Below are 26,288 nucleotides of genomic sequence, written 5' to 3' on the forward strand. Positions count from 1 at the left end.
CGCAGCCGCTGCTCGCGCCCGGTGCGGCTGACGGGCGCCTCCTCCGCCTGCGCCAGCCGCACCTCCAGGTCGGCCAGGCCGCCCAGGTCGCGCTCGTGGGCCTCCTGGGCGGCGGCGATCGCGGCCGTGAGCCGCTCCGCCTCGCCCTTGGCCGCGCGGGCCGTGGAGCCGAGCTGTCCGAGGGACTCCGCGACCGCCGACATCTCGGCGTCGGACTCGTGCAGCCGCTCCAGCGCCGCGTCGACCCGCTCCTGGGCCGCGGTCCGCTCCTGCGCCACGCGCTGGGCGTCGAAGCGCAGCGTCTCCAGCGTGCGCTCGGCCGCCTCGAGCTCCTCGCGGGCCTGGTCGATCGCCGCCTGCACCTCGAGCAGGCTCTGCTGCGACGTCGACCCGCCGGAGGCGAAGTGCGCCCCCAGCACGTCACCGTCGCGGGTCACCGCGGTCACGTCGGACGCCTGCGCGACCAGCGCACGAGCCGCGGCGAGGTCCTCGACGACGGCCACCTTGAAGAGCAGCCGGCGCAGCGCGGCGACGAGCGTGGCGGGCGGCTCGACGACGTCGACCGCGTAGGTCGCGCCGTCGGGCAGACCGGGCCAGTCGCGGTCGTCGACGTCGGCCTCGCCGCCGAGCAGCAGACCGGCACGGCCGAGGTCCTCGGACTTCAGCAGCTCCATCGCGGTGACGGCGGTGTCGACGTGGTCGACGGCCACCGCGTCGGCGGCGGACCCGAGGGCCGAGGCGATGGCGGCCTCGAAGCCGGGGCGCACGGTGAGCAGGGCCGCGACGGACCCGAGCAGGCCGCTGATCTCGTCGGAGGCGGCGAGCAGAGCGCCGGCGCCGTCCTTGCGCGCGAGGCCCGTCTCCAGCGCCTCGACGCGGGCCGCGAGCGCCGCCTGACGGCGGGACGCGTCCTGCTCGGCCACCTGCAGCTCCCGGGCGCGACCCTCGACGTCGGCCAGCACCGCCTCGGCGGCCTCCAGCTCCTCGTCGAGCCCGGACTCGCCCTGGCTCAGGCCGGCGATCTCGCCCTCGCGGGCGGCGAACGCCTTCTGCGCCTCGTCGGCGCGGCGCAGCGCCTCGTCGCGGGCGGCACCGAGCCGCTCGACCTCGGCGTCGGCGGCCTCGGCGCGGCTCTTGAGGGCGTTGACCTGGCCACGCAACCGTGCCAGCCCCTCACGACGGTCCGCAGCCGCGCGCAGCAGACCGGCGACGCGACGCTCCTCCTCGCCGTAGGTGGCCTCGGCCTCGGTGCGCTCGGCGACGACCGCCGCGAGGGCGGCGCGGGCCTCCTCCACCGACGTCGTCATGGCGCGGTGCTGCTCCTCGACGCGACGCGCCTCGGCCTCCAGCTCCTCGGGGTCGCGACCGGTCGGCCGGTCGTCGGACTCCACGGCCGCCAGGCGCACCCGCTCGGTGGCGAGGCCGGACGTGCCGCGCAGCCGCTCCCGCAGCCCCGACAGCGCGTACCAGGTCTCCTGCGCGGCCGACAGCGCCGGCGAGTCCTCGCGCAGCCGGTCCTCGAGCTCGGTCTCCTGCTGGCGCGCCGCGGCCACGGCGTGCTCGACGGCGGCCCGGCGCTCCTTGAGCGCCGCCTCGTCGGCCATCTCCTCGGCGATCGTCGTGCGGGCCGTGACGATGTCGTCGGCCAGCAGCCGGGCGCGGGCGTCGCGCACGTCGGCCTGGATGGTGACCGCCCGGCGGGCCACCTCGGCCTGGCGGCCGAGCGGCTTGAGCTGGCGGCGCAGCTCGGTCAGCACGTCCTGCAGCCGCGTGAGGTTGCCCTGCGTCGCGTCGAGCTTGCGCAGCGCCTTCTCCTTGCGCTTGCGGTGCTTCAGGACGCCGGCCGCCTCCTCGACGAAGCCGCGCCGGTCCTCGGGCGTCGCGCGCAGCACCGAGTCGAGCTGCCCCTGCCCCACGATCACGTGCATCTCGCGGCCGATGCCGGAGTCGCTCAGCAGCTCCTGCACGTCGAGCAGACGGCAGCTGGTGCCGTTGATCGCGTACTCCGAGCCGCCGTTGCGGAACATCGTGCGCGAGATCGTGACCTCGCTGTACTCGATGGGCAGCGCCCCGTCGGTGTTGTCGATGGTCAGGACGACCTCGGCCCGACCCAGCGGCGGGCGCCCCGACGTGCCCGCGAAGATGACGTCCTCCATCTTGCCGCCACGCAGCGACTTCGCGCCCTGCTCGCCCATGACCCAGGCGAGGGCGTCGACGACGTTGGACTTGCCGGAGCCGTTCGGCCCGACGACGCACGTGATGCCGGGCTCCAGCTCGAGCGTGGTGCTGGACGCGAACGACTTGAAGCCGCGCAGCGTGAGGCTCTTCAGGTACACGCGATCACCCTAGTGCGTCGGCGCGGCGTGACCGCCGACGCGCGGCGGCGTCCCCTCCCGGGGACTCAGTGCGAGAGCGGCTCGAGCAGGTCGCCGGCGGTGACCTCGTCGACGCGCTCGGCGAGGGTGCGCAGCAGACCGTCGTTCTCAACGTTGAGGCGCAGCACCTCGGCCTCGAGGTCCGCGACCCGACGTCGGAGTCGGGCGGTCTCGTGCAGCTGGTCGACGGTGGGTCCACCGACGAATCCGACGAGGGCCTTGGCCATGGGTGTTCCTCCGCAGAAGATCGCGGCTCCGGCGCGGGTGCCGGGCGGCGGGACGGGTGTACAGCGGCGGCTGCGTCTCACAGTGTCCCACCGTCCCCCGACCCGGGTCAAACACGTCGGGACGGGCGACGGCCTAGGCTGCCGGACGTGGACGCGTCCCTCTTCCGACCGGTCTCCGAGCCCTGGACGCCGGTCTCCCCCGCCCTCGCCACGCGACGTCGCCTCGTGCTCGCCGCGCCGCTCGCCGTCCTCGGCGTGGTGGCCGCCACCGCGGCTGCGCTCGGCCCCGCCGCAGGCGTCCCGCGCGGCTGGGTCGTGCTGCTCGTCGCGGCCGCCGTGGTGCTCCTCGGGGCCGCCGCCGGGCTGTGGTGGTGGGCCGAGCGGAACCGCCGTTCGTGGGGCTGGGCGGAGTCGGAGGACGACCTGCTGGTGACGTCGGGCGTCATGTTCCGCCGGCTCGTCGTCGTGCCCTACGGACGCGTGCAGTTCGTCGACGTCGAGGCCGGTCCCGTCGAGCGTCGTCTGGGCATCACCCGCGTGACCCTGCACACCGCGAGCACGGAGACCGCCGCCCAGGTGCCAGGCGTCCCTGCCGACGAGGCCCGCCGCCTGCGCGACCGGCTCACCGACCTCGGACGGACGCACGATGCCGGCGTCTGAGCCCGGCGGGGCTCCGGCCGCCTCGGCCGAGCTGCGCGCCGGTCGCCGTACCCACCCGCTGACCGGCGTGGTGCAGGGCGGTCTGTGGGCGGGCGCGGCCGTGGTGGGCCTCGGCGCCTCGTTCCTCCAGGGCGACCGCTGGGAGGGTGTGCCCTGGTGGGTCGCGGTGCTGGCGGTCGTCGGAGGCGGGCTCGTGGTCGGCGAGCTCGCCGGCCTCGTGTCGTGGTGGTTCACGCGGTTCGTCGTCGACGACGAGGAGCTGCGCATCGACAGCGGCGTGCTCACGCGCCGCTCGCGCCGGGCCGCGTTCGAGCGCATCCAGTCCGTCGACGTCGCAGAGCCGTTGCTCGCGCGGGTGGTCGGGCTGGCCGAGGTGCGGGTCGACCTCGCGGGGGGCGACGAGTCGCGCCTCGTCGTGCGCTTCCTGCCGCTCGCCGAGGCGCGCGAGGTGCGTCGTCTGCTGCTGCGGCGTGCGCACGGGGCGCAGGGCGACGGGACCGAGGACGCCCTGCCCGACCACGACGGTGGCGAGCTCATCACGCGGGTGCCGCCGGAACGCACCCTGCTGGGCGCGCTGCTCAGCCTCGACCTGCTGGCCGCGGTGGCCGCCCTCGTCGCGATCCTGCTCGCCGCGCTCGGGTTCGGAGCACCGCTCGTCGTGCTCGGTGGCGTGCTGCCGGCGCTGTCCTGGGCGGCACAGGTGGTCGCGCGGCGGGTGGTCGCCGAGTGGGGCTTCGTCCTCTGGCGCACCCCGCACGGGCTGCGCATCGAACGAGGGCTGCTCTCGCTGACCGCACAGACCATCCCCTACGCGAGGGTCCAGGGCGTGGCCGTCGTGGAGCCCGTCCTCTGGCGCCGTCTGGGATGGTGCCGGCTCGAGGTCGACGTGGCCGGGCGGGCGGGCTCCGACGACGGCGACCTCGACACCACGCTGCTGCCGATCGCCGACCGGGCGCTCGCCGCCGCCCTCGTGGCCGAGCTCGTGCAGGACGGCGGCCCGGACGACGAGCCCGTCACCGTGCGGGCGAGCCGACGCTCCTGGCCTTTCGCACCCGTCGGTTGGAGGTTCCGCTCGCTGTCCCTCGGCCGCCGTCGCGCCAGCTCGACCACGGGCTGGCTGCACCGACGGACGAGTCACGCACCGCACGCGAAGGTGCAGTCGTTCGCCCTGCGGCAGGGGCCGCTCCAGCGGCTGCGCGACCTCGCCACGGTCGAGCTGCACACGCCCGACGGCCCGGTCGACGTCGACGTGCACCACGTCGACGCGGCACGGGCGCGCGAGGTCGTGCTCCATGCCGTCGACGCCGCGCGGGACGAGCGCGCGCAGACGGTGGTCGGGGCGTCAGCCCCCGCTGGAGGCGTCCTCGGCGGCGGCGTCGACGGCACCGGCGAGCTCCCGTGAGCTGAGCCAGCCGTCCGGGAGGGCCACCGTGCGGGGGCTGCCCTGTCGGCCCCGGGGCGTACCGAGCTCGGCCACGGGGTACGGCTCGTCGGGGTCGAGGTCGGCCAGCAGCGCGTCGAGCGCCGCGTAGGAGGAGACGCCGCCGAGCTCGCTGCGCACGCGCGAGCCCGCGGGGAAGCCCTTGAGGTACCAGGCGACGTGCTTGCGGAACTCCACGCAGCCCCGCTCCTCCCCCAGCCAGTCACCCAGGAGCTCCGCGTGACGTCGCATGACGGCGGTGACCTCGCCGAGGGTGGGGAGCACGGGGCCCGACCGGTCGGGCGACGGGCCGAGCGCCGCCGCGAGGTCGCGGAAGAGCCACGGGCGGCCCAGGCAGCCTCGACCGACGACGACCCCGTCGCACCCGGTGCTCCGCATCATGCGGACGGCGTCGTCGGCCTCCCAGACGTCGCCGTTGCCGAGGACCGGGATCGAGACGGCGGCCTTCAGCTCGCCGATGGTCTCCCAGCGCGCCTGGCCGGAGTAGTGCTGGGCGGCGGTGCGCGCGTGCAGGGCGATCGCGGCGCAGCCGGTGTCCTCGGCAATGCGCCCCGCGTCGAGGTAGGTCAGGTGGTCCTCGTCGATGCCGAGGCGGGTCTTCATGGTCACCGGCACCCCGTACGGCTGCGCGGCGGCCACCGTCGACTCCAGGATGCGACCGAGCAGGTTCGCCTTCCACGGCAGCGCCGCTCCCCCGCCCTTGCGGGTGATCTTCGGCACCGGGCAGCCGAAGTTGAGGTCGACGTGCTCGACGCCGTGGTCGGCGCAGAGCACCTCGACCGCACGGCCCATCACGTCGGGGTCGACGCCGTAGAGCTGCACCGAGCGCACGGACTCGTTGTCGGCGAAAGTCAGCATCGACAGGCTCGTCGCGTCGCCCTCGACCAGCCCGCGCGACGTGATCATCTCGCAGACGTACAGCCCGGCGCCCTGCTCGGCGCAGAGACGACGGAAGGCGACGTTGGTGACACCGGCCATCGGGGCGAGCACGACCGGCACCTCGACCTCGAGGTCGCCGAGACGCAACGGACGCGCACGGAGGACGTCGGTCGAGTCCTGCGAGCCCAGTGCGGTGGTCGCGGCGGTGGTCGTGGCGGTGGTCATCGTCGACCAGTGTCCCAGACGCACGCAGGGCCGGCGCCGACCGTCGGCGGGCGCCGGCCCTGGTGCGCTCCCCACGACCGGCGCGACCCGAGCGGGAGAGGCTCGGTCCGGCCTGGTCGGGCGACGTCCGGCCGGACGCATGGGAGAGACGTCCGGCGCCGCCTCGACCGGGTCGCCGTGGGGAGGCTGCCCCGCACAGCACGGGGCCGCGTCCATCCTCTCCCGACGTAGCGGCGTGGCGGAACCTCGGCGCAGAAAGAACATTGCCGGACGAGAAAGAACATCGCGCCGGCCGGCGTAGGTCAGCCCTTCGGGCGCCACCGGACGGCCGACGCGGCGTCGCCCGGCTGGAGGTCGACGGAGCGCAGCGACGTCCCCCGCGGCAGCAGGTAGATGAAGCAGAGGTCGGCGCTGGCGCCGGCGAGGAAACGCTTCGGCAGCGCCGACGACGGGCACGGCCGGAACCGACCCACCAGCTCGCTCGCCGGGTAGACGACGTCGTCGTCCGCGTGCGCGAGCAGGGGCAGCGAGGAGCCACCCAGGCCGGCAGGACCGTCGTTGCGCACGGTCGCGTCGACGTAGTACGGCGTCGCGTCACGACTCTTCTCGTCGAGGGTGAAGAACCGGAAGTCCTTGATCGAGCCGCGCCGCACCTTCTCGACCGTGACGGTCACGGCGCTCGCCGCACCGTCGCCGAGGTCGAGGACGACGGTGCCCTCGTCGCCGACGTCGAGCGTGCTGCCCGGGTCGGTGAGCGTGACGCCGTCCGGGACGTCGAAGCCCGACGGCGACGGCGCCGCCTCCGCCTCGTCCTCGGAGCGCGAGCACCCGGAGAGGACGAGCCCGACGCCCAGCGCGCCCAGCACCGCGACCCGCACGACGGCCCGAGGAGACGTGCAGCGGGAGCGGGGTGCCGGACGCGGACTCACGCCCCGATTGTGTCCCGCGAGCGGTTCAGCAGCCGGGCAGACGCGCCGCGAGCCACTCGCGCACCTGCGTCAGGCCCACCCGCTCCTGCTGCATGGTGTCGCGGTCGCGGATCGTGACGGCCTGGTCGTCGAGGGTGTCGAAGTCGACCGTGATGCAGAACGGCGTACCGATCTCGTCCTGGCGGCGGTACCGCTTGCCGATCGCGGCGGCGTCGTCGAACTCCACGTTCCAGTAGCCGCGCAGCTCCTGCGCCAGGCCCTTGGCCGTCGGCGAGAGCTGCTCGTTGCGCGACAGCGGCAGCACGGCCGCCTTGGCCGGCGCGAGCCGCGGGTCGAGCCGCAGCACGGTGCGCTTGTCGACGCCGCCCTTGGTGTTCGGCGCCTCGTCCTCGGCGTACGCGTCGACCAGGAAGGCCATCATCGAGCGGTTCACACCGGCAGCAGGCTCGATGACGTAGGGCGTGTACCGCTCGCCCGTGGCCTGGTCGAAGTACGACAGGTCCTTGCCGGAGTGCTTCGCGTGGGTGCTGAGGTCGTAGTCGGTGCGGTTGGCGATGCCCTCGAGCTCGCCCCACTCCGAGCCCTGGAACTGGAAGCGGTACTCGATGTCGACCGTGCGCTTGGAGTAGTGCGACAGCTTCTCCTGCGCGTGCTCGTAGAAGCGCAGGTTCTCGGGGTCGACGCCGAGGTCGGTGTACCAGGCCATGCGGGTGGCCAGCCACTCCTCGTGCCACTGCTCGTCGGTGCCGGGCTGGACGAAGAACTCCATCTCCATCTGCTCGAACTCGCGCGTGCGGAAGATGAAGTTGCCCGGCGTGATCTCGTTGCGGAAGCTCTTGCCGATCTGCGCGATGCCGAACGGCGGCTTCTTGCGCGACGTGGTCAGCACCTGGGCGAAGTTCACGAAGATGCCCTGCGCGGTCTCGGGACGGAGGTAGTGCAGGCCCTCCTCGCTGTCGACCGGGCCCAGGTAGGTCTTCATGAGACCGGAGAACGCGCGCGGCTCGGTCCAGTGGCCGCGCTCGCCGGTGTCGGGGTCGGGAACCTCGTCCCAGCTCTCGGGCTCCCGGCCGTGCTTGGCCTCGAACGCCTCCCACAGGTGGTCGGCGCGGTAGCGCTTGTGGGTCTTGGTCGACTCCACCAGGGGGTCCGTGAACACGTCGACGTGCCCCGAGGCCTCCCAGACCGCCCGCGGCAGGATCACGGAGGAGTCGAGCCCGACGACGTCGTCGCGGCTCTGCACCATGGAGCGCCACCACTGACGCTTGATGTTCTCCTTCAGCTCGACGCCGAGCGGTCCGTAGTCCCACGCCGAGCGCGTGCCGCCGTAGATCTCGCCGCACTGGTAGACGAATCCCCGTCGCTTGCACAGGGAGATGACGGTGTCGATCAGGCTCGTGGCCATGGTGAGGCGCTCCGTTTCCGGCTGGGTGTCGGCGGGTCCTGCGCACGTCCGTGGCCGTGCGCTCCCGATGGACGCCCAGCGTATCGATCGTGCGCGAGCCGTCCGACGGCGGTGCGACGTGAGTGTGACGCGTCCGTCAGCGGAGCGATTTGACAACCGTTCCCGGTCGTCTTGACAATCGTTCTCATGGCTCTTCGTCGCACCCGCTCCGCCGTCCTGCTCGCCTCCTGCGCCCTGGTCCTCGCGGCCTGCGGCAGCGGCGGCTCCGCCGACGGCGGCTCGGACGGCAGGCTCTCGGTCGTCACGTCCTTCTACCCGCTGCAGTACGTGACCGAGCGCGTCGCCGGCGACCACGCCGACGTCACGAACCTGACGAAGCCCGGCGGCGAGCCGCACGACCTCGAGCTCAGCCCGAAGCAGGTCGCGTCGGTGCAGGACGCGGACCTGGTCGTCTACCAGGACGAGTTCCAGACCGCCGTCGACGAGGCCGTGAAGGAGGCCGACCGCGAGCCCGGCACCACGGTCGACGCCGCCGACGGCGTCGACCGCATCGAGGAGTCCGAGGAGGCGCACGCCGAGGGCGAGGAGGAGGGTCACGACGACCACGCGCACGGCGACGAGGAGCACGCCGACGAGGAGGGCCACGCCGAGGAGGAGGGTCACGACCACGGGCACGACCACGGTGGCGTCGACCCGCACCTCTGGCTCGCCCCGACGAACCTCGAGCCGCTCACCGAGCACGTGCGCGACGCCCTCGTGAAGCTCGACCCCGACCACGCCGACGAGTACGAGGCGAACGCCGCGGCCCTCGTCGCCGACCTCCAGAAGCTCGACGGCGAGTACCGGGCCGGGCTCAAGACCTGCAAGGTCCGCGACATCGTCACGAGCCACGCCGCCTTCGCCTACCTCGCCCGCGCCTACGACCTCGTGCAGATCCCGATCGCCGGCATCGACCCCAGCACCGAGCCGTCGGCCGCCCAGCTCGCCGAGATCTCCGACCTCGTGAAGCGCGACGGCATCACGACCGTCTTCACCGAGACCCTCGTGAGCCCCGCCGTCGCCCGCACGGTGGCGCGCGAGGCCGGGGTGCAGACGGCTACGCTCGACCCGATCGAGGGACTCACCAAGGACACGTCCGACCAGGACTACCTCTCGATCATGCGCTCCAATCTCGCCGAGCTCCAGAAGGCCAACAGCTGCTCATGACGCACCCCCCACTCGTCCTGCGTGACGTCGAGGTCACGCTGGGCGGTGACCCGGTGCTGCGCGGCGCCGACCTCACGGTCGAGCAGGGTGAGTTCGTCACCCTGCTCGGCTCCAACGGATCCGGGAAGTCGACGCTGGTGCGCGCCGCCGTGGGCCTCGTGCCCTCGACCGGCACGGTCGAGCTCTTCGGCGAGCCACTCGCACGGTTCCGCAGCTGGCGGCGCGTCGGCTACGTGCCGCAGCGGTCGGCCGCCTCGACGGGCGTCCCCGCCACGGTGCGCGAGGTGGTCTCCAGCGGACGTCTGTCGTTGCGTCCACGCGTGGGCCTGCCCCGCCGGTCCGACCGCGAGGCGGTCGTCACCGCGCTGGAGAGCGTCGGCCTCGCCCACCGCGCGTCGTCGCCGCTCGTGGAGCTCTCGGGCGGCCAGCAGCAGCGCGTCGCCATCGCGCGGGCGCTCGCCGGCGAGCCGGAGCTGCTCATCATGGACGAGCCCACCGCCGGCGTCGACGCGCACCACACCGAGGACCTCGCCGACCTGCTCAGCCAGCTCGCGACGGAGGGCATGACCGTCCTGCTCGTGGCGCACGAGCTCGGTCCGATGCTGTCGCTCGTGGACCGTGCCGTCGTGCTCGACCAGGGTCGCGTGGTGCACGACGGCCCGGTCGACGACCACGTCGCCGACGCCCACCAGCAGCACCACGGCGACGCCCACCCGCACACGGCCGACCCCGACCGCGTGCGTCCCCTGCCCGAGGAGGGGGTCTGGTGAGTCTCGACCTGCTCGACTACGAGTTCATGCGGCTCGCCCTCGTGGCCGCGTTCTTCACCGGTCTGGCCGCCCCGGCGATCGGGACGTACATGGTCCAGCGGCGGCTCGCGCTGCTCGGCGACGGCCTCGGGCACGTCGCCCTCACCGGTGTCGCCCTGGGGCTGCTCACGGGGACGGCGCCGGTGCTCACCGCCCTCGTGGTCGCCGTGCTCGGCGCCGTCGTCATCGAGGTGCTGCGCACGTACACGCGCACCAGCGGCGACGTCGCGCTCGCGATGCTGTTCTACGGCGGCATCGCGGCAGGTGTGCTGCTGATCGGCCTGGCCGGCGAGAGCGGCGCGACCCTCAACCGCTACCTCTTCGGATCCATCACGACCGTCACCGACACCGACGTGGTCGTCGTGAGCGTGCTCGGCGTCGTCGTGGTGGGCCTGTGCCTGCTGCTCTCGCCACAGCTGTTCGCCGTCTGCCAGGACGAGGAGCACGCCAAGGTCAGCGGCGTGCCGACACGCCTGTACGGCCTGCTCATCGCCGTCATGGCGGCAGCGACCATCACGGTCGCGATGCGCACGGTCGGGCTGCTGCTGGTGTCCGCGCTCATGGTGGTGCCGGTGGCGGCCGCGCAGCAGGTCGCGCGCAGCTTCCGGCTCACGCACCTGCTGGCGATGGCGATCGGGCTGCTCACCGCCGTGCTCGGCGTCGTCACCAGCTTCGAGGCCAACACGGCACCGGGACCCACGATCGTCATGCTCGCGCTGGGCGCGTTCGTGCTGACCACGCTGCTGCGCGGCGTCACCGTGAGCCTGCGTCGCAGACGGTCGGTACGCTCCTCCTGAGGAGGACCATGGTTGACATCCGCAACACCCGACAGCGTCGCGCCGTGAGCGCGGTGCTCGACGAGCTCGAGGGCTTCGCCAGCGCCCAGCAGATCCATGGCGTGCTGGGCCAGCGGGGCGAGAAGGTCGGTCTGTCGACCGTCTACCGCAACCTGCAGGCGCTCGTCGACGCCGAGCAGGTCGACGCGCTGCGCGGCAACGACGGCGAGGTCCTATACCGGCGCTGCGAGGCCGGCGAGCACCACCACCACCTCGTCTGCCGCTCCTGCGGGCGGGCCGTCGAGGTCGCGGGCCCGGCGGTCGAGTCGTGGGCCACGAAGGTCGCCAGCGAGAACGGCTTCACGGACGTCGAGCACACCCTCGAGATCTTCGGCACCTGCGCCGACTGCTCCAGCTCCGCCTAGTCACGCCGTGGTCGAGCTCCCGGACCTCGCGACCCGTCCGCACACCGTGCTGGAGCCGTCGCGGTGGCGGCCCCGCGCCGCCGCCCACCGCGAGCGCGCCCGCACCTGGACCGCGCCGCACCTGGCCCGCCGGGAGCGGCACGAGCCGCACCCCGTCGTCGACTTCCTCTTCGAGTACTACAACCTCTCCCCCGGCCAGCTGGAGCGCTGGCACCCCGGCCTCGACGTCGGGCTCGCCGACGCACCGGAGCACGCCGCCCTCGGCGCCTACGTGACGCGCGACGGCGTGAGCACGGTCGACGCCGGGCGGCTCGCCTCCCGCGTGCGCGGCCTGCGCTGGACCCGTTCGCTGCTCGCCGCGACCCTCGACCGACCCGCGCGCTACGGCTGCTTCGGCCTGCACGAGTGGGCCATGGTCTACCGCTCCGATCAGCCCCGCCACGACCTGCCGCTCCGGCTCGGCCGCTCCGGCACCGACGCCGTCGTGGAGGCCCACCCGCTCACCTGCACGCACGTCGACGCGTTCCGCTTCTTCACCCCGGCGGCCGAGCCGCGCAACGCCTGGCAGCTCGGCCGCGAGCACCAGCTGGCTCACGAGCAGCCCGGCTGCCTGCACGCCAACATGGACCTCTACCGGATCGCCTTCCGGCTACTACCGTTCGTCGAGTCGACCGTCGTGCTCGACGCCTTCGAGCTCGCGCTCGAGATCCGCACCGTCGACATGCAGGCCTCGCCCTACGACGTCGGCGCCTACGGCCTCGAGCCGATCCCGGTGGAGGCTCCCGACGGGCGGGCCGAGTACGTGCGCCGTCAGCGCGACCTCGCGGCCCGGGCGGAGCCGTTGCGACGCGCCCTGCTGGACGAGGTCGACCGCCTGCTCGCCCACCCGGCTGCAAAATGAAGGGCACTGGCATCCTCGGAAGTGCGACTGGGCACGTAGTCAGCGATGAAGGACATCCGAGTCCGATTAAGGACATCCGAGTCTCAGAGAAGGTAGCCGCGATCAGCCGTGTAGCTGCTCAGACTGTCCACAACGTGCTTTCCGAGATCGCGAACGTGCATCACATAGGTGGCGACCGCGTCGACCGTCCTCGCCCCACCTGCGAATACCTGCGCGATCGGCATGCGCCCGTGCGCAACATCATTGCGAATCTCAACCATCTCTCCGAGCGACTTACGCCAGGCGAAATTTGGGAACGGGACGCCCGGAAGCTCGTAGACGAGCCACAGTCGCGCCAGCGTGGCAGGCTTCGGAGTCCTGTTGCCGAGTGGTTGCAGATTGCCTGTGTGGTCTCTGCGTGGAAGTCGTGGCGGGTCGATGCACTCGTGAGCCTCCGACAACTCTATACGCGTGCTCCAGACGCTGTCGAGCGCAGAACCCGCAGCTGCTGAGAAACGCGGATCGAAATGGAGCATTCGAACCCCGTGACGAAGGTCCTTTACAACACTGCCGGATGCCTCGATGGTCTGATGGATGTCCTCGACGCTGTGTTTAAGAAGTGCCTCGAACTCACCGATTGCCATCACGACTGCCCCCGCGCGCACATCTCGGCTGACCGACTTCCAACCCGATGCGCCGCCCCCGAATTGGAGCACGTCAGCGACCATTACGGAGAGCCAGCACTGGTCTAGTCTCTGCTCAAAGTCCGCTTCATACGAGGAGATACCCATCAAACGCTACTCAGGGTCCGCGCCCAATAGAAGCTGGTAGGAAAGATTTACTCGCTCATCTAACTTCCCGGGGGTGTTGTGCCCCCCGCCCGAAACAGCGCGCAAGCGCGCATCTTCTTTCCAACCCTGTTTCGCCGAGGGAACTGATCCAGAGCTCTCCAAGCGGGCGCTCGCCAGTAGAGCTGCCTCAAAGGGGACCATTGGGGTGGCGTGATAGCCCGAGCGGAGATAGGCGGACCCATCAAGCACATCGCTTAAGATGGCGACCGCACCGACAAACTCCTTGCGGAACTGCTCCTCTGGGAACTGCGCGCGCCATCGCTTCATGCAGTCATTCAGAAATGGTTTGATAGGACCCCTATAGTCCGCTCGAGCATGCCGGTAGCCAAAGAACTTCAGAACGGTTTCTTCCAACGTCCCGTCACGTAACCGCTCATCCTCCAATCGGATAAGCGAACGAAACTCGGGCAAAGCGGCCATTTCGTGCAAAAAAGCAACAAATCGTCCGCGGTAGACAGCATTCCGAACTTCTTGATTCGTCAATCGAAGAGATCCAGCGTTCAAGCGATCGAAGAGTTCGAACCTGACGTCGTAGTCCGACTTGTCCGTGAGGGCTGTGACCTGAAGAGTTGTTCGAGAAAAGTGGAGCTGGAGCTGCTTGGGTAAGTCCGCAAAGGAGAATCCGTTTAACTGAGGAATGGTCTCGAGCTCGTTGAGCACCAGCGCATCGCGCTTGTGAAGGGCAGCCAACCTTTGATCGGAAGGCGACACGAAATGAACCAACGTTGAAAGACGTTGCAACCCATCGACTACTTCCAAAGTGAAATCATCGTTTGTGGCAACAAAGATGGATGGAACCGGCAGACCGAGCATCAACGACTCGACGAGTCGAGACTCGCTTTGGACGTCCCAGCGAAATAGTCGCTGATACTCCGGGGAGACATTGAGTTCGCCCTCGTCTACCATGCGCACCAACTCGCGTACCGAAAAATTGGTGATCTGAACGTCTACATTTCGTCGACGTTCGTTCACGATGTTTGTGAGCGCTTCTGAGTCAGTCATGAGGGTCCTTCATCGTGTACGAATAGAGACGAGCGTAGGACATCCTGCGGGGACGCACACGCACCGTGCTGCAAACCCGACTCGAGATGGTCGGCTGCCTGACGCGTCCATCCTCGACTGGGATCGAGCCAGATTGGGCCGCGGCAGCCTAGCCGTAACGCAGCACGGTTCGCGCTCCGACGTCGCATTGCGCAAGACCAGCCGTCCCCAAACCTCCCGCGACCGGCGAATGAGCGGATGTAGAGGTGCGCCACGTCGATCAAGGACGCTCCCGGTGCTTGCGTCACCCCCCGCAACGAGGGTCAGTCATCTTGGCGGCCGTATTCGCGCGCGTGGGGCCTATCAGACAAAAACGGGATGCAAGGCCGCCCCGGTCGCCTAAACCTAAGTTTGACGCGACAGAAGGTCGATGAGACAGCCACGGCCACAGCGCGGCAATCTTTCGGCACGTCGCAACGGATGCGCTCGCGAGTTGAGTGCGTGGTCCTGTCGTCTGCTACATCTTTCCCGTATGGAACTGCAGATCATGGAGGCACGCGTCACCGCCGTCGCGGAAGCGGTGTTAGCGGGTCGACAAGTCGAAGACGACCGGGTTGAGCTCAAAGCCCAATGGCCTCCGGCCGACCACGACGTAGCTCGCCGGATCGCGGGTCACGCGAACGCAGCTGGCGGCGAGTCGATCCTTTGGGTCGTCGGTCTTGACGAGAAAGGCAGGCGCTACGCGAACACATCGGCGGTCGAGCCAGCGGACTGGTGGAGTGCCGTCCAGAAACACTTCGACGGCCCAGCGCCCGAACCCAAGTGGTTGCGTGTGCCTGTCTCCGCTACCGCCGAGGTGGTCGCAGTCCAGTTCACCACGGAGCGTGCTCCTTACGTTGTGAAGGTCAAGGGACCCGGAAAGGTTCACAGAGAGGTGCCATGGCGCACTAGCACGTCTATACGGTCAGCCTTTCGCCACGAGATGATTCGATCGCTCGTGGGCGAGGCGGCGGTTCCAGGCCTGGAGCTGATAGGAGGGACCATCGACGTGGAGCGTTTCGCCGACACGCACGGAATGTACGACGACCGCTACGGCTACGAAGACGGCACCTTGCGCGTGCGAACGGCGCTCGACATTTTTCTATCTGCCAGGGCTCCCGTGCACATGCCACAACATCGCCAGTCGCTCACGATTCGGACGAATGTCGGCGGTACGGTGGATCTAGGGACCTTTGCGATGACGGGGTCCTACCGTCTCGAGGGTTCGTCCGCTGCGGGGCGAGCGCGGCGAGTACCGGATGGTGGGGTCCTAATTCTCGGACGGAGCACCGTCGCGGTCAGTGGTCCGGGCGAACTCTTTCTGCGGGGTTCACACGTCCTCCAGCCTGGCCAAGGAGATGCGCTCCTTCGAGCGCTAAAGATGAATGTCGACCTCAACATGCCCATTGATTCCAGTGCTCGAACGTCTCATCTGTCCAGTCGCATGTCCGTCGCCCACCTCGAGTTTGACGAACGGGACATACCCGACCAGTACGACGATTGGCACCTCGCTCGGCGTTTCGCGGTAGGACAACCACCTGCCTGGCGCGCTTAGTCTGGATCGTTTGCCGAATCTTGCGTATACAGGGGCACGTCCAGTCGAGGATTCGATGTTGCTGGCCGCTTTGCGGCACAGTACTCCTGCCATGTTGCCAATTCACACCTTCGAGCGCGGGACTCTGACCCTGGGAGAGGCCCAAGTGTGTTCCTAGTGGCGATCCACCTCCGGCGCGGCTTCAGAGTTGTGCTCATCCCACTGCTCGATGAAACCTGCCGTGCTGCTCGACGTGCGGCGCTCCATCGGCAACACGGCGCGTAAATTAACAACGTGACGAACCACATGCACGCGCGTCGCGGCGACGAGCTCACCGCCGCCGAGGTGTACGACATCTGGCGGATCCGCGACGTCGTCTTCGCCGTGGAGCAGCAGTGCGACGAGCCCGACGTCGACGGCATCGACCTCCTGCCGACCTGCCACCACCTGTGGTTCGCCGACGCCGACGGACCGACCAGCTACCTGCGCACCTTCACCACCGGGACCGGCGTGCGCAAGGTCGGGCGGGTCGCCACGCGCAAGGACCAGCGCGGCCGCGGGCTGTCGAGCCGGCTCCTGGAGGCCGTGCTCGAACGCTGGGGCGACGGCGAGATCCGGTTGGGCGCGCAGGCCTACCTGCACGACTGGTACGCCGGGTTCGGCTTCGAGCGGTGCGGCGAGAACTTCTGGGAGGCCGGCATCGAGCACGTGCCGATGCGGCGCCTCCCCCGCGTCTGACGCTGGCGCCGGACCAGCGCACCCGCGTCGGCGGACCAGGATCAGCGTGCGACCCCGTCGCCGGCCAGCACGTTGTCGAGCGCCTCGCGCAGGTCGGCGCGGGTGCGCTCCTCGTACTGCGTCACCGCCGTGCGCGCGGCGGTGTACTCCTCGGCGTACTGGAAGCTGCCGCTCTGGCCGGCGTCGAGTCGCGCCGCCAGTGCCTCGGCCTCGGTGATCACGTGGGTGAGGGCGCGCCGCACCGCGTCGCGCACCGCGGCGGCGTCGCGGGGTGCCTCGACGGACTCGAAGCTCGCCAGGGCGGTGCGCATGGGTGGCAGCAGCTGGGCCCGCAGGGGCGCGCCGCTCGTGACGAAGGTGCCGGGCGCGAGGGCGTTCGGGTCGACCTCGAGCGCCCGACGCGCCGCGGCCAGGTAGCGCTGCGCGGCACGGGTGTCGACGACGACGTCGTCGAGACGGTCCATGGCCTCGGTGACCACGGACTGCTCCTGTCGGGCGGCGCCGTAGTCCGGGGAGGCTGCCGCACCGCGCTGCGACGTCGCGCCGAGCGTCGGCACGTCGTCGCGGTGCCGTGCCAGCACCCGGGCCACGGCGTCGGGGTCGGTCGCGTCGGCGGCCTCGAGCTCGCGCACGACCACCTCGCGGTAGTGCGAGAGGCGTTCTTCGTAGCGCAGCGCCACGGCGTCGGCGCGGTCGACGTCGACCTGTCGCGCGCGGGCGTCGACGACCAGCGCCGCGCCGAGCCCGAGGCCCAGGAGCAGGGTGGGCGCGAGGACCAGCGCCAGGAGTCGACGTCGGGTCACGCGGTGCCGACCGGGACCCCGTGCCGCCGTAGCCCGTAGGTGAGGGCGTCGACGAGCGCCTCCCACGAGGCCTCGATGATGTTCGCGCCCACCCCGACCGTGACCCACGCGTCCTGGCCGTCGGAGGTCTCGATCAGGACCCGCGTGACGGCGTCGGTGCCGTGGCCCTGGTCGAGGATGCGCACCCGGAAGTCGATGAGGTGGAACCGCGCCACGTCGGGGTACAGCTGCTCGATCGCCTGGCGGAGGGCGTGGTCGAGGGCGTTGACGGGGCCGTTGCCCTCGCCGATGACCACCAGCCGCTGACCGGCGGCGCGCAGCTTGACGGTCGCCTCCGTGCCGCGCGAGGACTCGGCCAGCACGCGCCACGACTCGACGTCGAAGTACGAGGGTCGGGCACCCTCCATCTCCTCGGCGAGCAGCAGCTCGAACGACGCGTCGGCCGCCTCGAAGGTGTAGCCCTGCTGCTCCATGGCCTTCACGCGCTCGGTGATGCGCCCGAGCCGCTCGGCGTCGCCCGCCACGTCGTAGCCGAGCTCGCGCCCCTTCAGCTCGATGGTGGCGCGACCGGCCATCTCCGAGACGAGCAGGCGCATGTCGTTGCCCACGAGCGCGGGGTCGATGTGCTGGTACAGGTCGGGGTCGACGCGGATCGCGCTGGCGTGCAGACCTGCCTTGTGCGCGAACGACGAGACGCCGGTGTACGGCTGGCGCGCCGAGGGCGGGTAGTTGGTGATCTCCGAGACGGCGTGCGCGATCCGCGTGGCCTCCGCCAGCGCACCCGCCGGCAGCACCTGCATCCCGAGCTTGAGCTCCAGGTTGGCGACGGAGGTGACGAGGTCGGCGTTGCCCGTGCGCTCGCCGTAGCCGTTGAGGCAGCCCTGCAGGTGCGTGGCCCCGGCGCGGACGGCGGCCATCGAGTTCGCGACGGCGCAGCCCGTGTCGTTGTGCGCGTGGATGCCCAGCCGGGCCCCGACGGACAGCGTGTCGGCCACGACCTCCTCGACCTGGTGCGGCAGCATGCCGCCGTTGGTGTCGCACAGGACGACGACGTCGGCACCCGCCTCGGCGGCGGTCCGCACGACCTCCAGCGCGTACGCGCGGTTCGCGACGTAGCCGTCGAAGAAGTGCTCGCAGTCGACGAAGACCCGCTGCCCCTCCGCCCGCAGGTGCTCGACGGTGTCGCGCACCATCGCGAGGTTCTCCTCGAGCGTGGTGCGCAGGGCGAGCTCGACGTGCCGGTCGTGGCTCTTCGCGACGAGCGTGACCACGGGCGCGCCGGACTCGCGCAGCGCCGCCACGAGCGGGTCGTCGGCGGCCCGCAGCCCGGCTCGACGGGTCGCCCCGAAGGCGGCCAGGGTCGCGTTGCGGAGCTCGAGCTCCTTGGCGGCCAGCGCGAAGAACTCGGTGTCCTTCGGGTTCGATCCCGGCCAGCCGCCCTCGATGAACCCGACGCCGAGGTCGTCGAGGTGGCGCGCCACGTGCAGCTTGTCCTGCACGGAGAGGTTGAGTCCCTCCTGCTGGGCACCGTCGCGCATCGTGGTGTCGTAGACGTGGAAGGCGTCGCTGGTCACGCGCGCCAGTCTACGCAGCGGCCCGCCTAGGATGGGCCCACATGAGCACCCGACCCGTCCCGGTCCCCGCCACGTGCGAGTCGCTGTACGCCGTGATGACGGCCGAGCCCCTCGACCACGAGGACCACGTGCCGCTGCCGCACGCCGCGCTCCTGCGCGCGCACGGCACGTCGCCGCAGGGCCTGGAGCGCCTGGAGGCCAGGCCCCACCAGCTGGTGCTGCAGAGCCGGGCTCCCGTGGCCGAGGCGGCCGCGGCCGCACGCGACACCCGCGTGCAGGCGCTGGAGCTGGCCGCGCTCCACGACGGCGTCGTCCTCGAGCTGCTCACCCCCCGGGTGCTGGAGCTGACGAGCGAGGACGTCTCGCTCGCGCACGCCGCCCAGTGGTACGTGCTCGACCACGCGGCGCTGCTCGACGGTGACCTGGTGACCGACGGGCTCGCCCAGTTCGGCCTCCCCGACGTGCGGGTACGGGCCGTCGGGTCCGACGACGTCGTGCGGGCCATGAGCAGCGCCGTGCTCGCCGGCGTCGTGCACCGCCTGATCGCGGAGTGGCCCGAGCAGGACCCCGTCGGCGAGGCCACCGTGACCCTGCGCGACATCGCCTACGGTCTCGGCGACGCACAGGCCTCCGTCACCCCGCACGACCGCGGGGTGCGGATCTCGATCGACTACGTCGCCGACGACCACGTGCTGGCGGTCGAGCTGCTCGACGACCCCGCGACGACGCTGTTCGCCTGAGGCTCGGCCGCGGGGCCACGGCGCGGCGTCAGGTTCGCGAGCACCTCGGGCTGCAGGATCGCGCGCAGCTGCTCGGGCGGCAGCAGCTGCTTCTCGAGCACGAGCTCGGCCACCCCGCGTCCGGTCGCCAGGGCCTCCATCGCGACCTCGGTCGCCGCCGTGTAGCCGATGAACGGGTTGAGTGCGGTGACCAGACCGATCGAGTTCTCGACCTCCTGGCGCAGCAGCGCCTCGTTGGCGGTGATGCCGTCGACGCAGCGGCGCGCGAGCACGAGCATCGCCTCGCGCAGCCGGTAGAGGCCGGCGGACAACGAGTAGCAGATGACCGGCTCGAAGGCGTTGAGCTGCAGCTGACCGCCCTCGGCGGCCATCGTGACGGTGACGTCCATGCCGATCACCTGGAACGCGACCTGGTTGACCACCTCCGGGATGACCGGGTTGACCTTGCCGGGCATGATGCTCGACCCGGCCTGCACCGCGGGCAGGTTGATCTCGTTCAGGCCCGCGCGCGGGCCCGACGACAGCAGACGCAGGTCGTTGCAGATCTTGCTGGTCTTGGTCGCGACCCGCTTGAGGGTGCCCGAGAGCTGCACGAAGGCGCCGCAGTCCTGCGTGGCCTCGATGAGGTCGACGGCGCTGACCAGCGGCAGCCCGGTGAGCCGGGCCAGGTGCTGCGCCGCGGCGGGGACGTAGCCGGCCGGTGCGTTCAGCTGCGTGCCGATGGCGGTCGCGCCGAGGTTGATCTCGTGCAGCATCGCGACGGCCTCGGTCAGCCTGCTGTGGTCCTCCCCCAGCATGACGGCGTACGTGCCGAACTCCTGCCCGAGCGTCATGGGGACGGCGTCCTGCAGCTGCGTGCGACCCATCTTGAGGACGTCGCGGAACTCCTCGGCCTTGCGCGCGAACGAGTCCTGCAGCACCTCCATCGCCTCGAGGAGTGCGTGGGTCGCCAGGATGACTGCGATCTTGACCGCCGTCGGGTAGACGTCGTTGGTCGACTGGCTGAGGTTGACGTGCTCGTTCGGGTGCAGGAAGCCGTAGTCGCCGCGGGGGCGGCCGAGGATCTCCAGGGCCCGGTTGGCGATCACCTCGTTGGCGTTCATGTTCGTCGACGTGCCCGCCCCGCCCTGCATGACGTCGACGACGAACTCGCTGCGCAGGGCACCGGCCCGGATCTCCTCGCAGGCCTGCTCGATGGCTCGGAACCGCTGCGTGTCGAGCAGCCCGAGCTCATGGTTCGTGGTCGCCGCCGCCTGCTTGACCGCGGCGAGCGCCTCCACCAGGAAGGGGCTCTGCCCGATCGGGATGCCGGTGATCGGGAAGTTCTCGGTGGCCCGCAGCGTGTGGACCCCCCAGTACGCGTCGGCCGGGACGTCGCGGTCGCCGATGAGGTCGTGCTCGCGTCGCGTCGCGGTGGTCGGTCCGGGGGTGCCGGTCGAGGGGGTCATGGCGTCCTTCCGTCACGCGCGGGCCGGTGGTGGGGCCCGTCGTCGTTCCTGGGTGGGGTGGTCGGCGCGCGGGATCACCGGGCGCGTGACCGTGGTCACAGCCATCTCACCACATCGCGGCGTGCCGGTGAGGCACGGTCAGGCGCGCGTCCCGACGGTGCTCCTGGCGGCGTACACGTCGCGTCGCAGGAGCGTCAGGACGAGGGCGACGGCGCACGCCACCGCCGACACGACCGGCAGCACCCCGACGTCGATCCCGACGAGCAGCGCACCGAGTCCCGACCCGGTGGCGATCCCCACCTGGAAGCACGTCACGTAGACCGCCGACGCGGTGTCGACGTGCTCGCCGGCGAGGCGCATCACGCCGGCCTGGTAGCAGGGGCCGATGGCGGCGAAGGCCGCTCCCCAGACCGCCACCGACGCGAAGAGCACGAGCCCCACCAGCAGCGACGAGCCCGTACCACCGAGCGACAGCGCGGCGGCCAGGCCCGCGGTCCCGACCAGCATGGCGGCGACCGCGGTGACGGTGCTCCCCACCGGCCGGGCGTCGAGCACCCGGCCGACCACGAGGGTCGCCACCGCCCCGGCCACGCCGAAGCCGGCGAGCAGGAGGGGCATGTCGACCCCGTCCAGCGCCCGGCGGGCGATCGGCGCGACGTAGGTGAAGGACGTGAAGTGGGCCGACACCACCACCACGGCCAGCGCGTAGAGGACCAGCAACGATCCGGCGGTCGGCCCGAGCAGACGGTGCAGCCCGTCCCCGCGACCCGCCGAGTCCAGCAGGTGCGCTCCCTCGGACGACTGCGGCGTCGACGGCTCCGCCGGCAGGGTCACAACGAGCCCCACGAGCGTCAGCGCCACCAGGGCGGCGAGCCCGCCGGCCGCGACGCGCCAGTCCGTCGCCTCTCCCACGAAGGTGGCCAGCGGCGACCCGACCACCGACGCCGCCGTCGCGCCGCCGAACACCGCGGCCGTCGCCATGCCCGCACGCTCGCGCGGCACGAGCGAGGCCGCCGCCGGGGCCACGAGCGACCAGAGGATGCCGTGGGTCAGCGCCGCGAGCACCCGACTGAGCACCATCGCCGGGTAGCTCGTCGCGACGGTCGCCACGACCGCGGCGACGAGGAGCACGGCCAGGGCGCCCTGGACCGCCCGGGCACGTGGCCACCTCGCCACCAGACGGACACCCGGGATGGTGCAGAGCCCCGCCACGACTGCGTACCCGCTGACGAGCAGCCCGACCCGCCCCTGGGAGACGTCGAGGTCCTCCGCGATGTCGCCGATCAGGCCCACGGGGAGCAGCTCGAAGGTGACGTAGACGAACGTCGCCACGCCGAGCAGGCCGAGCCGCAGCGCGGTCACCGCGTGAGGTCCTCGACGGCCTCCAGGACCTCGGCCAGCTCCGTGAAGCCCTCGTCGGCGAGGAAGTGACCGCCGCCCGGGACCTCGCGGGTGCGCGCGCCGAGCTGCGCGGCCAACGCCTTCGACGCCGCCGGCGGCACGATCGAGTCGTCGTCGGAGTAGATGCCGACGCGCGCGTCGATCGCCCCGGACACCCGCTCCAGGTCCGCGGGGTCGAGCGGCTCGGCGAGGTAGTCGTCGAGCTCCGGAACGGCGGCGATGGGTCCCTGGAACCCGGAGACGGCGACGAGGCCCCGCAGCCGCCATGGCGCAGGGCGGGCGGCGAGCCAGCGCAGCACCGTGACCGTGCCGAGGCTGTGCGTCACGACCAGGGTGTCCTCGTCGACGTCGCCGACGTGCTCGTCGAGCGTGCGCTCCCACGCGTCGCGGGACGGGTTCGTGGAGTCGGGCATCGGCACCACCTCCACCACGTGGCCCTCCGCGCGCAGCTTCTCGGCGAGCCAGGGGAACCAGTGGTCGTGCGGGGCGGCGGAGTAGCCGTGGACGACGTAGATCTTCATGGGTCCTCCTCAGGACGGTTCGGTGGTGGGGTGGGACAGGAAGTCGAGCAGCACCTTCGGACGCACCCGCAGGGGGTCGGCCAGGCGCTCGTAGGCGGACCGGACGTCCTCGAGCGGGACCACGCGGTCGACCATCGCGTCGAGGTCGACGTGCCCGGCGACCACGAGGTCGACCAGCTCCTCCCAGTGCCCGACGCCGGAGAGGACGCCGACGACGCTCAGGTCGCGGACGACGAGGTCGGCCACGGGGACGCCGTCGACCGCGTGGTGCGGGGTGCCGAGCTGGGCCACCCGGCCACCCGAGGCGGCCAGACCGATGGCCGACACCAGGCCCACGGTGGACCCGGAGGCCTCGACGACGACGTCGAAGGACTCGCCGTGCGTCGCGCCGGGGCGCTCGACGGCGACGAGCCCGAGGCTCGCGGCGAGGTCGCGCGCCTCCTTCCTCGGCTCGACGACCAGGACGTCGGCTCCCCGGGCGCGGGCGGCCTGCGCGGCCACGAGGCCCAACGTGCCGGCACCGACGACGGCCACGCGGTCCCCCGCGCTGACGTCGACCCGGTGCATCGCGTGGACGGCGGCCGACGCCGGCTCCAGCAGCGCGGCCGACGTGTCCGACAACGCGTCCGGCACGGCCACCACGGTCGAGACCGGCACGACGACGAGGTCCGCCGCGGCCCCGGGGCCGTCACCGAGCACGCCGATCTCGCGACGGTCGGGGCAGTGGGTGATCCGTCGTGCGGCGCAGTGCTCGCACTGCCCGCACGCCCGGATGTTGTGCCCGGCGACGCGACGTCCGACCCAGGTGTCCTCCACCCCCGCTCCGACGGCCACGACCTCGCCCGTCCACTCGTGCCCCGGCACGAAGGGGTAGGCGGCGAGACCGTCGTGCAGGTAGGAGCTGCTGCCGTCGTAGAAGCCCAGGTCCGTGCCGCACAGACCGAGCAGGCGCACCCGCACCAGGAGGTCCCCCGGCCCCGGGACCGGGGCGGGCCGCTGCACGACCGCCACCTCGCGCGGTCCCGGCAGCAGGACGCTGCGGACGGACGTGGGTCCGATCAGCTCCGTCGACGTCCTCGCGGCCCGCGGCTCGACCCTGCGGCGAGGTCGCAGGCCGCGCACGGTGCGTCCGCCGTAGGCGCGGACCAGGGGCATCTCGACCCAGCGGTAGAGCGCCCCCGCGCCCAGGACCGTGAGCACGACGGCACCGAGCAGGTACGCCACCGCCGCCGGGACGGAGTCGGTCGGGCCGTGCAGGACGTGCGTGTCGAGCGCGTCGAGCACGATGAAGTGCAGCAGGTAGAAGGCGAAGGAGATCTCGCCGAGCCAGCGCAGCGGCCCGGCACGCCACACCGACGGCCGACCGGCCAGGTCGCGCTGGGCGGCCGCGGCGATCACGAGCGCGCACGGCACGACCAGCACGGCGCGCTGCGCGAGCAGGACCGGCGCGGACAGCGCGAGCACGTAGGCCCCGGCCAGGGCGGCGAAGGACCAGCGCAGGGACAGCCGAGGGAGCGCGTCGGCGCGCACGAGCACCGCGAGCGCCATGCCCACGCCGAAGTCGGGGAGCCGGGTCAGGGGCAGCACATAGGCGAACCAGTACTGCAGGCCCGAGACGTCGGGCTCGTTCGAGAGCCGCTGGCTCCCCTCGGGCAGGAGGGTCGCGAGGAGCGGCACGGCCACCACGGCGAGCACCGACACGACGAGCACGGTCGCGGCGCGTCGGGTCCCCCGGCCGACCACCAGGCCCACGAGGAGGGGGAAGGTCAGGTAGAAGAACGCCTCCGTCGCGAGCGACCAGCCCGGCGCCAGCACGGAGAAGTTGAGCGGGTAGTCGGGAGGCCAGACCTGCGTCATGGTCAGGTAGGCGGCGAGGTCGCGCCACGGCACCGACCCGGCGTGCATCACCAGCACGGCGAGCAGCGCGGTGACGTAGTACAACGGCAGGATCTTGACGAACCGTCGGCGGTAGAAGGACGCCGGACGGTCACCGGCGCTCGCCGACCAGGTCAGGACGAACCCGCTCAGCAGGAAGAAGAAGGTCACGCCGAGGCCGCCGGCCTGGGAGAGCCAGTGGTAGTAGCCCTGCTGGACCCCGGGGTCGGCGAAGAGCGGCAGCTCGGGGAGCGCGCTGTGGAACAGGAGCACCGCGAGCGCCGCGGGGAAGCGCAGTCCCGTCAGCGAGTCCAGACGGACCCCTGGGCGCGGACGCTGCTGGGCGGCTCGCTCGTCGAGCAGGGCGGTGGCGGTCATCGGGACGCTCCTTCGGTCGGGCGGGTGCGCGGGAGGGTCGAGCGGTGGTGGTCCAGGGATCGGGCGACGGGGGCACCCAGGTCGGCGCCGCCGGGGTCTGCGCCACCGGGGTCTGGGGCCGGCCGGCGCGCGGTGTCGCGTCCGCGGGCGGCTGCGACGTCGGCGGCCAGCAGGTCGGCCCGGCCGCGGTAGTCGTTCTCGAGCAGCACGTGCCCGTCGACCTGCGCGAGGATCGTGCGGGTCCGGGTGGCGACGTCGCCGGGCTCGACGCCGGCCGGCACCTTGACGTGGATCGCGGGCGCCAGCACCCCATGGTCGCGACAGGTGGCCACGAAGGTGGCCGGGTCGTGACCGGCGTCGACCAGGTTGCCCGTGTCGGCGACCGCGCGGACGGTCGGCGCCCCCGCGGCCGACACCAGGGCGACGGCGTCGTCGGCGCCGAGCGTCGACTCGGTCAGCACGAGCAGGTCGGGCCCGCCCTCGTCCGCGCAGCGCGCCAGGACCTGTGCCGTCGCAGTGAACGACGCGGCATCGATGATCGCGCTCGCCCGGAAGCTCGGGACGTGGACGGCCGGGACACCGTGCCGGCGGGCGAGCCCGATGGTCGCGAGCAGCAGGTCGAGGCACTCCGACGACGGACGTCCGTCGCGGTGCAGGCCGAGGTCGTTGGCGCGGTTGACCGCGAGGGCGTCGACCACCACACCGTGACGGCCCAGCTCCGTGAGCACGGCGTCGTCGAGGGTCGGGCCGCGACCGGGTCCGCCGACGTCGAGCTGGACGCGACGGGTCCCCGCGGCCAACGCGCCGGCCACGGCGTCGCGGTGCTCGGGCGCGATGCGCCACTGGGCCACGGCCACGTCGCCCGCGCTCATCGCGAGATCCTGACGGCGAGCTTGAGGACGGGACGCCCGTCGACGCGGCGTTCACCGTCGACGATGGCGCGGATCGCACGCGCGGCGTCGTCGAGCGTCACGTGGTGCGTCACCAGGTCGGACCACGCCGTCGGGTCGCCGGACACGACGTGGGCCGCCCGCTGGAGGGTGGCGGGGGCGACGCCGCGGTGGCCGACGAACGTCACCGGCGCCGCTCCTCGGCGCGTGACGGTGCGGGCGACCGGCTCGGCGGGACGGCCGGCACGGTTCTGCGACCGCAGCGCGGCGAGGTCGAC

At 71.7% G+C, this 26,288-nt stretch carries 25 protein-coding genes; 10 read left to right on the forward strand and 15 right to left on the reverse strand.

The window, feature by feature from the left end; translation table 11 throughout:
* Both smc and NH339_RS09605 read right to left on the reverse strand, forming a co-directional pair.
* Positions 1 to 2,336 (reverse strand): chromosome segregation protein SMC (gene smc / locus NH339_RS09600; RefSeq protein WP_253024784.1); only part of this gene is annotated, 2,336 nt, incomplete at its 3' end.
* A gap of 65 nt (positions 2,337 to 2,401) precedes the next feature.
* Entirely contained in the window at positions 2,402 to 2,602 is a 201-nt protein-coding gene (locus tag NH339_RS09605; protein WP_067856552.1) for a hypothetical protein, read from the reverse strand.
* Between the two features lie 147 nt (positions 2,603 to 2,749).
* On the opposite strand from NH339_RS09605, the gene NH339_RS18860 reads away from it, so the two are divergent.
* Together NH339_RS18860 and NH339_RS09615 are read left to right on the forward strand one after the other, a co-directional pair.
* Positions 2,750 to 3,262, forward strand: a complete 513-nt coding sequence (locus NH339_RS18860) for a PH domain-containing protein (RefSeq protein WP_253024786.1) — start codon at positions 2,750 to 2,752, stop codon at positions 3,260 to 3,262.
* The gene (locus NH339_RS09615) at positions 3,249 to 4,664 is read left to right on the forward strand and encodes a PH domain-containing protein (RefSeq protein WP_253024788.1); all 1,416 of its coding nucleotides are present in this window, start codon (positions 3,249 to 3,251) and stop codon (positions 4,662 to 4,664) included. The genes NH339_RS18860 and NH339_RS09615 overlap by 14 nt, the downstream gene beginning before the upstream one ends.
* Here the strand turns inward: NH339_RS09615 and dusB are convergent.
* The 3 genes from dusB to NH339_RS09630 all read right to left on the reverse strand — a co-directional run bounded on the left by dusB (position 4,605) and on the right by NH339_RS09630 (position 8,141).
* Positions 4,605 to 5,807, reverse strand: a complete 1,203-nt coding sequence (gene dusB, locus NH339_RS09620; RefSeq protein WP_256475212.1) for a tRNA dihydrouridine synthase DusB — start codon at positions 5,805 to 5,807, stop codon at positions 4,605 to 4,607. The genes NH339_RS09615 and dusB overlap by 60 nt on opposite strands.
* A 302-nt stretch (positions 5,808 to 6,109) precedes the next feature.
* A complete protein-coding gene (locus tag NH339_RS09625; protein ID WP_253024790.1) occupies positions 6,110 to 6,736 on the reverse strand; it encodes a hypothetical protein in 627 nt (208 codons plus the stop codon).
* Between the two features lie 25 nt (positions 6,737 to 6,761).
* Positions 6,762 to 8,141 (reverse strand): glycine--tRNA ligase, encoded by a 1,380-nt coding sequence (locus tag NH339_RS09630; RefSeq protein WP_253024792.1) that lies wholly within the window; start codon positions 8,139 to 8,141, stop codon positions 6,762 to 6,764.
* A 186-nt stretch (positions 8,142 to 8,327) separates the two neighbouring features.
* Between NH339_RS09630 and NH339_RS09635 the strand changes: the two genes are divergently transcribed.
* From NH339_RS09635 to NH339_RS09655, 5 genes are read left to right on the forward strand one after another with little or no spacing between them, the layout of a single operon-like run.
* Positions 8,328 to 9,347: a metal ABC transporter solute-binding protein, Zn/Mn family gene (locus tag NH339_RS09635; RefSeq protein ID WP_253024793.1), complete on the forward strand. Its 1,020-nt coding sequence runs from the start codon at positions 8,328 to 8,330 to the stop codon at positions 9,345 to 9,347.
* Positions 9,344 to 10,117, forward strand: coding sequence for a metal ABC transporter ATP-binding protein (locus tag NH339_RS09640; protein WP_253024794.1), 774 nt, complete (start codon positions 9,344 to 9,346; stop codon positions 10,115 to 10,117). The genes NH339_RS09635 and NH339_RS09640 overlap by 4 nt, the downstream gene beginning before the upstream one ends.
* Complete coding sequence (locus NH339_RS09645; RefSeq protein ID WP_253024795.1) at positions 10,114 to 10,953, forward strand: metal ABC transporter permease; 840 nt, start codon at positions 10,114 to 10,116, stop codon at positions 10,951 to 10,953. Before NH339_RS09640 ends, NH339_RS09645 begins: the two co-directional genes overlap by 4 nt.
* A gap of 8 nt (positions 10,954 to 10,961) precedes the next feature.
* Positions 10,962 to 11,357, forward strand: a complete 396-nt coding sequence (locus NH339_RS09650; protein ID WP_253024796.1) for a Fur family transcriptional regulator — start codon at positions 10,962 to 10,964, stop codon at positions 11,355 to 11,357.
* Positions 11,358 to 11,364: 7 nt separating this feature from the next.
* Complete coding sequence (locus NH339_RS09655) at positions 11,365 to 12,258, forward strand: 3-methyladenine DNA glycosylase (RefSeq protein WP_253024797.1); 894 nt, start codon at positions 11,365 to 11,367, stop codon at positions 12,256 to 12,258.
* Positions 12,259 to 12,341: 83 nt separating this feature from the next.
* On the opposite strand, the gene NH339_RS09660 is transcribed toward NH339_RS09655, so the two are convergent.
* Positions 12,342 to 13,028 carry a hypothetical protein gene (locus NH339_RS09660; RefSeq protein ID WP_253024798.1) on the reverse strand — a complete coding sequence of 229 codons (687 nt, stop codon included), beginning with the start codon at positions 13,026 to 13,028 and terminating at the stop codon, positions 12,342 to 12,344.
* 6 nt (positions 13,029 to 13,034) lie between these two features.
* Positions 13,035 to 14,090: a DUF262 domain-containing protein gene (locus NH339_RS09665; protein WP_253024799.1), complete on the reverse strand. Its 1,056-nt coding sequence runs from the start codon at positions 14,088 to 14,090 to the stop codon at positions 13,035 to 13,037.
* Positions 14,091 to 14,601: 511 nt separating this feature from the next.
* Between NH339_RS09665 and NH339_RS09670 the strand changes: the two genes are divergently transcribed.
* Both NH339_RS09670 and NH339_RS09675 read left to right on the forward strand, forming a co-directional pair.
* Positions 14,602 to 15,663 (forward strand): hypothetical protein, encoded by a 1,062-nt coding sequence (locus NH339_RS09670; protein ID WP_253024800.1) that lies wholly within the window; start codon positions 14,602 to 14,604, stop codon positions 15,661 to 15,663.
* 273 nt (positions 15,664 to 15,936) lie between these two features.
* Positions 15,937 to 16,380, forward strand: a complete 444-nt coding sequence (locus NH339_RS09675; protein WP_253024801.1) for a GNAT family N-acetyltransferase — start codon at positions 15,937 to 15,939, stop codon at positions 16,378 to 16,380.
* A 41-nt stretch (positions 16,381 to 16,421) separates the two neighbouring features.
* Here NH339_RS09675 and NH339_RS09680 read toward each other — a convergent pair whose 3' ends face one another.
* Together NH339_RS09680 and cimA are read right to left on the reverse strand one after the other, a co-directional pair.
* Complete coding sequence (locus NH339_RS09680; RefSeq protein WP_253024802.1) at positions 16,422 to 17,183, reverse strand: hypothetical protein; 762 nt, start codon at positions 17,181 to 17,183, stop codon at positions 16,422 to 16,424.
* Positions 17,180 to 18,757, reverse strand: coding sequence for a citramalate synthase (gene cimA, locus NH339_RS09685; protein WP_308207058.1), 1,578 nt, complete (start codon positions 18,755 to 18,757; stop codon positions 17,180 to 17,182). Before cimA ends, NH339_RS09680 begins: the two co-directional genes overlap by 4 nt.
* Positions 18,758 to 18,798: 41 nt before the next feature.
* On the opposite strand from cimA, the gene NH339_RS09690 reads away from it, so the two are divergent.
* The gene (locus NH339_RS09690) at positions 18,799 to 19,497 is read left to right on the forward strand and encodes a hypothetical protein (protein ID WP_253024803.1); all 699 of its coding nucleotides are present in this window, start codon (positions 18,799 to 18,801) and stop codon (positions 19,495 to 19,497) included.
* Here the strand turns inward: NH339_RS09690 and NH339_RS09695 are convergent.
* From NH339_RS09695 to NH339_RS09720, 6 genes are all read right to left on the reverse strand, one after another.
* Positions 19,428 to 20,945: an aspartate ammonia-lyase gene (locus tag NH339_RS09695; RefSeq protein ID WP_253024805.1), complete on the reverse strand. Its 1,518-nt coding sequence runs from the start codon at positions 20,943 to 20,945 to the stop codon at positions 19,428 to 19,430. The genes NH339_RS09690 and NH339_RS09695 overlap by 70 nt on opposite strands.
* A 138-nt stretch (positions 20,946 to 21,083) precedes the next feature.
* Positions 21,084 to 22,307 carry an MFS transporter gene (locus NH339_RS09700; protein WP_253024807.1) on the reverse strand — a complete coding sequence of 408 codons (1,224 nt, stop codon included), beginning with the start codon at positions 22,305 to 22,307 and terminating at the stop codon, positions 21,084 to 21,086.
* Positions 22,304 to 22,867: an alpha/beta hydrolase gene (locus tag NH339_RS09705; RefSeq protein WP_253024809.1), complete on the reverse strand. Its 564-nt coding sequence runs from the start codon at positions 22,865 to 22,867 to the stop codon at positions 22,304 to 22,306. The genes NH339_RS09700 and NH339_RS09705 overlap by 4 nt, the downstream gene beginning before the upstream one ends.
* 9 nt (positions 22,868 to 22,876) lie before the next feature.
* Positions 22,877 to 25,120, reverse strand: coding sequence for an acyltransferase family protein (locus NH339_RS09710; RefSeq protein ID WP_253024811.1), 2,244 nt, complete (start codon positions 25,118 to 25,120; stop codon positions 22,877 to 22,879).
* Positions 25,117 to 25,992 carry a sugar phosphate isomerase/epimerase gene (locus NH339_RS09715; RefSeq protein WP_253024813.1) on the reverse strand — a complete coding sequence of 292 codons (876 nt, stop codon included), beginning with the start codon at positions 25,990 to 25,992 and terminating at the stop codon, positions 25,117 to 25,119. Before NH339_RS09715 ends, NH339_RS09710 begins: the two co-directional genes overlap by 4 nt.
* Positions 25,989 to 26,288 (reverse strand): hypothetical protein (locus NH339_RS09720; protein WP_253024815.1); only part of this gene is annotated, 300 nt, incomplete at its 5' end. The genes NH339_RS09720 and NH339_RS09715, both read right to left, overlap by 4 nt.

The sequence above is a fragment of the Aeromicrobium sp. CnD17-E genome (genome assembly GCF_024124745.1).
Lineage (GTDB): Bacteria > Actinomycetota > Actinomycetes > Propionibacteriales > Nocardioidaceae > Aeromicrobium.

Bases quoted from the DNA above. Each gene is read 5' to 3' on its own strand.
- NH339_RS09605 (WP_067856552.1), bottom strand. From the start codon at position 2,602: ATGGCCAAGGCCCTCGTCGGATTCGTCGGTGGACCCACCGTCGACCAG.
- NH339_RS09615 (WP_253024788.1), top strand. From the start codon at position 3,249: ATGCCGGCGTCTGAGCCCGGCGGGGCTCCGGCCGCCTCGGCCGAGCTG.
- dusB (WP_256475212.1), bottom strand. From the start codon at position 5,807: ATGACCACCGCCACGACCACCGCCGCGACCACCGCACTGGGCTCGCAG.
- NH339_RS09630 (WP_253024792.1), bottom strand. From the start codon at position 8,141: ATGGCCACGAGCCTGATCGACACCGTCATCTCCCTGTGCAAGCGACGG.
- NH339_RS09635 (WP_253024793.1), top strand. From the start codon at position 8,328: ATGGCTCTTCGTCGCACCCGCTCCGCCGTCCTGCTCGCCTCCTGCGCC.
- NH339_RS09640 (WP_253024794.1), top strand. From the start codon at position 9,344: ATGACGCACCCCCCACTCGTCCTGCGTGACGTCGAGGTCACGCTGGGC.
- NH339_RS09650 (WP_253024796.1), top strand. From the start codon at position 10,962: ATGGTTGACATCCGCAACACCCGACAGCGTCGCGCCGTGAGCGCGGTG.
- NH339_RS09660 (WP_253024798.1), bottom strand. From the start codon at position 13,028: ATGGGTATCTCCTCGTATGAAGCGGACTTTGAGCAGAGACTAGACCAG.
- NH339_RS09665 (WP_253024799.1), bottom strand. From the start codon at position 14,090: ATGACTGACTCAGAAGCGCTCACAAACATCGTGAACGAACGTCGACGA.
- NH339_RS09670 (WP_253024800.1), top strand. From the start codon at position 14,602: ATGGAACTGCAGATCATGGAGGCACGCGTCACCGCCGTCGCGGAAGCG.
- NH339_RS09690 (WP_253024803.1), top strand. From the start codon at position 18,799: ATGAGCACCCGACCCGTCCCGGTCCCCGCCACGTGCGAGTCGCTGTAC.
- NH339_RS09695 (WP_253024805.1), bottom strand. From the start codon at position 20,945: ATGACCCCCTCGACCGGCACCCCCGGACCGACCACCGCGACGCGACGC.
- NH339_RS09705 (WP_253024809.1), bottom strand. From the start codon at position 22,867: ATGAAGATCTACGTCGTCCACGGCTACTCCGCCGCCCCGCACGACCAC.
- NH339_RS09710 (WP_253024811.1), bottom strand. From the start codon at position 25,120: ATGACCGCCACCGCCCTGCTCGACGAGCGAGCCGCCCAGCAGCGTCCG.
- NH339_RS09715 (WP_253024813.1), bottom strand. From the start codon at position 25,992: ATGAGCGCGGGCGACGTGGCCGTGGCCCAGTGGCGCATCGCGCCCGAG.